General features: G+C 43.4%; 6 protein-coding genes and 1 pseudogene. 4 read left to right on the top strand and 3 right to left on the bottom strand.

Going from position 1 to position 6225, the window contains the following annotated elements; translation table 11 throughout:
- The 3 genes and pseudogenes from ACESM0_RS12265 to ACESM0_RS12255 all read left to right on the top strand — a co-directional run.
- Positions 1-843: pseudogene (locus ACESM0_RS12265) on the top strand (chromosome segregation protein SMC); the annotation flags it as partial.
- Positions 844-846: 3 nt separating this feature from the next.
- The gene (mnmD, locus tag ACESM0_RS12260; protein ID WP_372906498.1) at positions 847-1623 is read left to right on the top strand and encodes a tRNA (5-methylaminomethyl-2-thiouridine)(34)-methyltransferase MnmD; all 777 of its coding nucleotides are present in this window, start codon (positions 847-849) and stop codon (positions 1621-1623) included.
- Between the two features lie 33 nt (positions 1624-1656).
- Positions 1657-2841: a hypothetical protein gene (locus ACESM0_RS12255; protein ID WP_372906497.1), complete on the top strand. Its 1185-nt coding sequence runs from the start codon at positions 1657-1659 to the stop codon at positions 2839-2841.
- Between the two features lie 162 nt (positions 2842-3003).
- Here the strand turns inward: ACESM0_RS12255 and ACESM0_RS12250 are convergent, their stop codons facing one another.
- Positions 3004-3681, bottom strand: coding sequence for a hypothetical protein (locus ACESM0_RS12250; RefSeq protein ID WP_372906496.1), 678 nt, complete (start codon positions 3679-3681; stop codon positions 3004-3006).
- 175 nt (positions 3682-3856) lie between these two features.
- Here ACESM0_RS12250 and rpsU point away from each other — a divergent pair, with 175 nt between their 5' ends.
- Positions 3857-4051: a 30S ribosomal protein S21 gene (rpsU, locus tag ACESM0_RS12245; protein WP_322570028.1), complete on the top strand. Its 195-nt coding sequence runs from the start codon at positions 3857-3859 to the stop codon at positions 4049-4051.
- 18 nt (positions 4052-4069) lie between these two features.
- Here rpsU and radA read toward each other — a convergent pair whose 3' ends face one another.
- Positions 4070-5413, bottom strand: a complete 1344-nt coding sequence (gene radA, locus ACESM0_RS12240; protein WP_372906495.1) for a DNA repair protein RadA — start codon at positions 5411-5413, stop codon at positions 4070-4072.
- Positions 5400-6225: YbhN family protein (locus tag ACESM0_RS12235; RefSeq protein ID WP_372906494.1), on the bottom strand; the 826-nt coding region annotated here is incomplete at its 5' end. The genes ACESM0_RS12235 and radA, both read right to left, overlap by 14 nt.

The following is a 6225-nucleotide window of genomic DNA, read 5'->3' as shown; positions in this document are numbered from 1 at the left end:
GAGAAAGAGTTAAAAGAGCTGCGCCGACGCAAAGAGGTCAACCTTGAGCTTGTACACCATCTCTCCATGGCGTACGAAAAACTTGAGATGAAATCTCAGGCACTTTCTGATCACATTTGGGAGACGTATGGAATATTGATGGATCAGGTGGAAGAGTCGCTCCCCGAAGAAATGGCCCCGGAAGAAGCCAAAGAGCGTATTGCCTGGCTCAAGCAGAAGCTAAATCGAATAGGCGACGTTAACCCGCTGGCCATTGAGGAGTTCAAAGAGGAGAAAGAACGGCTCGATTTCTACGAAGAACAGATTGAGGACCTACAGAAAGCCGAGGTCGAAATGCGTGAAACCATTGATGAGATCAACCAAACGGCTACCCAGCGATTTGACGAGACGTTTGAAAAGATTCGCGCAAACTTTAAAAATGTTTTCAACACGCTCTTCCACGAAGATGATTACTGTGATCTCTTGATTGAGGACGATGCTGAAGATCCGCTGGAAGCCAAAATTGATATCAAGGCAAATCCAAAGGGGAAACGCCCTTCGAGCATTAATCAGCTTTCGGGAGGCGAGAAAACTCTCACGGCCATTGCCCTGCTTTTTGCAATCTATCTCGTGAAACCCTCTCCATTCTGTGTGCTTGATGAGGTAGACGCTCCATTGGACGATGCCAATATCGAGCGATTCTCGGCAATGATTAAGAAATTCAGCCAGGATACTCAGTTTATCATCATTACCCACAATAAAAAGACCATGTCGAAAGCAGAGATGATGTATGGTGTTACCATGCCGGAAACCGGTGTAAGTCGTCTTGTAGGAGTTAAGCTGGATGAAGTAGCAACCGCTTGACGGATGAGTGAAGAAGATCAAAAGCCGAGAATTTCAGAAACCAAAGACGGCTCAACAACACTATACTCACCTGTTTTTGATCAACACTATCACAATCCAAACGGTGCTGTAGCAGAAAGTAAAATTGTCTTTTTTGAGACACCGGGGCTTCTTCAAGCACTTCAAGAACAAAACCATATCGCTATATTTGAAATGGGTTTTGGTACGGGACTAAATTTCATCTTGCTGAAAAGTTATCTGGATGCATTGGAAAATCCGCCTAAAGTGGATTTGTATTCTGTTGAAGCCTTTCCCGTTGATCCCGATACAGCTACTCAATTTGATTTTGGCGAGGAGTTGAATCAGCAGCATCCGGCGGAACTTCTACATTCGATTTTTTCGGATGCCAAGCCAGGGACCAACAGTTTTCAAATAACAGATTATCTGACGCTGAACCTGTTCATCGGTCCGTTTAATGACTCTCCAAAGCCCGACCAATCCATCGACTACTTTTTTCACGATCCTTTTTCACCTGATGTCAATGCAGAGCTGTGGAAACCGGATGTTTTTCGAAAATTGAAAGCTTATGCTGACGAGTCAGCCGTTCTCGCTACCTACTGCGCAGCTTCATCAGCCAGAGCCGCAATGGCCGTAGCCGGCTGGAAACTTTCTCGTGCACCGGGTGCACTTGGGAAACGTGAGATGACTCTCGCATCTCTTGACGAAAAGAACCTTGTCGGTTTCAAAAGAGTTAATGAACTGAGGCTTGTCGAACGGTATCACCAAGGTGACTTCGATTAACCCTCTTCTTTATAAATCTTTCAATATTTGATAATGCAAGAATTTGATAAACTGGCACAATCACTTCAGCCTCACTATTCTCACTTTAACGTTAGTGCAAGACTGCTTTTTACAGGACATTCCCATCAAGCGTGGCCCGATGTAGCATTCGACGGAGTAAGACAGTACATGCAGATTGCCGCAGATCAAGTAGACACAAAATGGTCGGCGGCATTTGAAAAAACTGAAGTTTTACGCTCTTATCTCCGAAATTATTACGACGATCCGACAGGGAAATATTGCCGTGAGCAAAATACACACGTGTTGATGATATCCTGGCTCTCCTCACTCAATTTGAAGGAAAAGCCAAAGATCATCACTACTACCGGAGAGTTTCACTCGATGTATCGTCAGTTGCGCCGTTACCAGGAAGAAGGATACGAAATCGTTTTTCTGCCGCATGAAGATGATGATCAGCTGCTCAGTTCTATTAAAAATGAGATTGATGACCGAACAGCAGCTGTAATGTTATCGAGGATCTATTTTGAAACTTCTGAAATCAATACAAGAATTTCTGAAATAGCCGCTGAAACGAAAAAGGCCGGAATCCCTCTTCTAATCGACGATTACCATGGAACCAACGTAGTACCCCTCTCTATTACCGACGAAGGCTTAGAGCACTGCTACGTCCTTATTGGGGGCTATAAGTATCTTCAGTGGGGCGAAGCAAACTGTTTCTTGCGATATCCTTCAGATTGCTCGCTTCGTCCTGCGATTACGGGCTGGTTTGCCTCTTTTGATACATTAGATGAGCCAAGAGATAACGAACCTGTATCTTTCGATGACGGAGATCAGAAATTCGCGTCCGGCACCTACGATCCAATTTCACAGTTTCGGGCTGCAGCAGTTGCAAACTTCTTTCAAAAGATGGGATTATCACCGGAAACACTTCGAAAGCAATATTCAGATCAGGTTTCCTATTTACGATATCTTTTTGATGAACAGTCGTTCTCGAAGGACATCATCAAACACGCCAACTCCCGACCTATCGAAGAGACCGGCGGGTTTTTGGCACTGAAATCACCGCATGCCAGAGAAATAAGAGCTAAACTGCTCAGTCAGGGAGTTTTTACTGATGCCAGAGGAGATATCATCCGGTTTGGCCCTGCTCCCTATACAACTGCCGATCAGTGCCGGCAAGCGATACAAAAACTCGGTGAAGTGATTAGTAGCCTTTAGATCTGACTTTGTTTAATAGTTTGTTAAAGTTAAAGATCACTCACAGTCAGGAACACTCATCTGCAGCGTGAAATAAATCGGACACCCCTCTGCATCTCCCCTTTTTAGGGGAGAACTCTTTTTTTGTAGTTGAATAGGTTTATTCATAAAACTGAGGCTCCATTATAGCGCGCCCGACATCTCGCTGATTCGCTGTATCGCAAAAATCATGTAGCCAATAACTGAGGCTGCAAAACCTGTTATTACTGCATAGAGTACATATCCGACGATAAAGGTTGAGATAATTCTCACCCATGCCAGGAAATCAGAACTCATGATATAGGATTTATAAATCCATAATGTAGGAATTGCAATTGCAAGGGCGGGAAGTGTTGCATTGGCCATAGGGTCAAGTAAGCTTACACCGGAAAACATCCAAAATGGGATAAGTAGCATTTGAAACAGCATTGCAGCTCCTACTGCATAACTGTTCATCACCAAAAGACTGAAAAATCCGGTGATGTAATCCCTGAAAAAAAAGATGCCACCTATTGAGAGCATAGGAACGAGAAGAAATGCTGATGAGATTGGTAAAAATTGAGTGGTTGAACGAACTGTACTCACCTGGATCCACTCCGCAATCTCACGCATCTGTTCGTTATCTGTATCAAATTCGCCAAGTACGGGGTCGAATGAAAAATCCACCAAAATAGTATTCGCTGCAGCTACTACCAATGCACCGATAATCAAAAACAGAAAAGGGTGAAAAAAATCTCTGTCGTCACTCTCAAGAAATTGGTCAATTACATTTCTGGGGTGATTGTAAATCTCTTTGAACGTTGTTATAAATTTTTGAAACATTGCACTATCTCACTTCCACTTTTTCAATCAGGATTACTGCAGCTACAGAGCCTTTAAATAGACATCTAATATAAGATCTTTGGGATGAATGTTTTTTATTGATGGAACTGTTTTTTAATAAAAAGCTTTTTATATTTAGAGTCTGTAAAAAATTCAATAAATCTTATTTACATATATGATTGGAGTAAAAGTTAAAGATAACGAAAGCATTGACCGCGCAATTAATCGCTTTAAGAAAATGGTTACCCGCTCAAGAGTATTAAACGAATACAAAGAGCGTCAGCAGTATACCAAGCCTTCTGAAGAGCGAAGAGAAGCTCTTAAAAAGAGTGTTCGCGAAGAGAGAAGACGCCAGAGAGACAACTACTAATTGTAGTTTTGGCTGCTTTTATAGAGCCTTCATTATTTGATCCGCGGGTTTTAAATTCATTTTTGATGTACTCGCGGTTTTGCTGACCGGGAGAACAGCATGTTTAAATCCCATCTTCTCAGCCTCGCTCAGCCTTTGTTTCAAGAACGGTATCCTTCTCACTTCCCCGCCCAGGCCTACTTCACCTATATAAAGTGATTTCTCAGGAATTGGTTTATCCTTGAGGCTTGACGCCAGTGCGGCAACAACCGCCAAATCTGCAGCGGTATCATTGATTTTTAGTCCGCCTGCAATGTTCAAATAAACATCTTGCCCCGCAAAACTCATGGCGGCTCTTTTTTCCAGAACAGCAATCAGCAGAGATAGTCTGCGCTGATCAAATCCGCTTGCCGTACGTTGCGGTGTACTGTAATTACTGGGTGTTACCAAGGCCTGAATTTCGATCAATATGGGACGAGAACCCTCCATCACACACGTCACACAGTTACCGCTTACTGAACTGTTCATTTCAGCTAAAAAGAGATCCGATGGATTATTAACCTCGTGAAGACCGGTATCCCGCATTTCGAAAACCCCAACTTCATTCGCGGGACCAAATCGATTTTTTACTCCACGCAATAGTCGATGCAACTGGCTCTGATCTCCCTCAAAGTGAAGAACTGTATCAACCATATGCTCTAAGATGCGTGGCCCGGCAATATCACCCTCCTTGGTAACGTGTCCAATCATCAGTGTGGTTATTCCCTCTTTCTTCGCAATTTGCTGAAACATAGCCGAACACTCTCTGATCTGCTGCACGCTTCCGGGAAGGCTGCTCAACTCCGAACTGAACACGGTTTGAATAGAGTCTACAACCAGCAAATCAGGTTTTATTTTGCGGGCCTGGGATATCACATTTCGAATATCCGTATTGTTATAAATAAGCAGATTATCTCCGCTCATACCAATTCTATCAGCTCGCTGCTTAATCTGTGATGCCGACTCCTCCCCTGCCACGTATAGAATTTTCATGTTTGGACACTTTTGAGCCACTTGCAGCATCAGCGTGCTTTTGCCAATTCCGGGATCTCCGCCCAAAAGTAGAAATGAACCGTCAACAATACCGCCTCCCAGCACACGATCAAACTCCGAAAGGTTCGTACTTACTCTCTCCTCCTTTGATTGCTGAACATCTTTCAAGGCTACAGCTTCAGCCTCTCCGTTATCTGAAATATCTACCTTATGCTTTTTAGTGCTTTTCTTTTTTTCAGCTACTTTTTCTTCAAATGTATGCCACTCTCCACATGCGGGGCACAATCCCAGCCATTTTGGTGAAAGATGGCCACATGCTGAACATTCGTACTGAATTTTAGTCTTGGCCATGATCAACCCTGCTGTCTGGTTCTTTGTTTATTTCCATGAGCTTAGACGAAACCGATGTATTTACGTACCAAAGCATAGCAATGATACCGATTCCAATGCTGATATAGTATGTGATAATTCTCCATACAAACACAGCTAATCCTATAAATCCCGATCGTTCAATCAGCGGACCTAAAAACACTGCAAAAAGTCCTTCAACTCCGCCTGATCCTCCCGGTGTTGGAATAATCAGGAAGGCCAGGTTCATGGCAAGACTTCTCAAAATGAGTAGAATTTCATTTGCCGGCAAAAGACTCAAAACTACAATTACAGGAAGTGCAACCCTGCAAAGCCAGCTAAGTGTGGAGAGCAAAAATGCCTTTACAACGAAGCTCATTGGTTTTTTTCTGAGTTCTTTTGAATAGTCGACCAGATTATCGGCTTCTGCGTTTACTTTATCAGCAAATTTTCTCAGTATCGGAAGTCTGAAAACCAATTCAATAATTCGTTTCATGGCTTTGGGATTTACCAATAAACCATAGGTAAGCAGGCCTCCGTAGATCAAAAGTCCGGCATAGATCACAAACATTGTAACGCTCCCAACCATCCCCGTTTCATCAGGGATTACGTTGAAATAGATGCTGGCTATCAGCAAAATTGGAACTGCCAGCGCATACCAAAACTGATCCAGCAATACACCGTAGAGTACTATGGCAGATGATTTACCCAGTTTTATCCCCTCTTTTGTCATCGCATACGTAGCCACAGGCGCACCGCCAATCGTTGATGGAGTAACAGCCGAGGCAAAGTCCCACGTCAGGGCAATTCGAATA

It is taken from the genome of Rhodohalobacter sp. (assembly GCF_041686455.1).
Taxonomy (GTDB): domain Bacteria; phylum Bacteroidota; class Rhodothermia; order Balneolales; family Balneolaceae; genus Rhodohalobacter.
This window is presented reverse-complemented; position numbering and strand designations above follow the sequence as displayed.

Bases quoted from the DNA above. Each gene is read 5' to 3' on its own strand.
- mnmD (WP_372906498.1), top strand. From the start codon at position 847: ATGAGTGAAGAAGATCAAAAGCCGAGAATTTCAGAAACCAAAGACGGC.
- radA (WP_372906495.1), bottom strand. From the start codon at position 5,413: ATGGCCAAGACTAAAATTCAGTACGAATGTTCAGCATGTGGCCATCTT.
- rpsU (WP_322570028.1), top strand. From the start codon at position 3,857: ATGATTGGAGTAAAAGTTAAAGATAACGAAAGCATTGACCGCGCAATT.
- ACESM0_RS12250 (WP_372906496.1), bottom strand. From the start codon at position 3,681: ATGTTTCAAAAATTTATAACAACGTTCAAAGAGATTTACAATCACCCC.
- ACESM0_RS12255 (WP_372906497.1), top strand. From the start codon at position 1,657: ATGCAAGAATTTGATAAACTGGCACAATCACTTCAGCCTCACTATTCT.